This window comes from Coprococcus sp. AF51-11b1, assembly GCF_027682785.1.
GTDB lineage: Bacteria > Bacillota > Clostridia > Lachnospirales > Lachnospiraceae > Allocoprococcus > Allocoprococcus comes.
The window spans coordinates 294-579 of record NZ_JAQCZB010000040.1 but is presented as its reverse complement, the minus strand read 5'-3'; the positions used below and the strand labels follow the sequence as shown (position 1 = coordinate 579).

2 tRNA genes are annotated in these 286 nt (G+C 46.9%); both read right to left on the bottom strand.

The features are described from left to right. Positions 1-77: 77 nt before the first annotated feature. Positions 78-150 (bottom strand) — tRNA-Ala (locus PGY05_RS16505). A 24-nt stretch (positions 151-174) separates the two neighbouring features. Then, positions 175-248: transfer RNA gene (locus PGY05_RS16500), tRNA-Ile, on the bottom strand. Positions 249-286: the final 38 nt, after the last annotated feature.

The window sequence follows — 286 nt, the reverse complement described above, 5'->3', positions numbered from 1 at the left end:
GGATGTCTTTCTCTATTTGAGAATTGATTTATTTTTGTATGCAGTTTTCAAAGTACATGCGGTTCTTTCGAACCTAGTGGAGAATACGAGATTCGAACTCGTGACCTCCTGCTTGCAAGGCAGGCGCTCTCCCAACTGAGCTAATCCCCCATATTCAATTATCTTTTAAAGAAGTGGGCTTAAGTGGACTCGAACCACCGACCTCACGCTTATCAGGCGTGCGCTCTAACCGGCTGAGCTATAAGCCCTTCCTTTTATAATCTGGCGGCCACCTGCTCTCCCACAC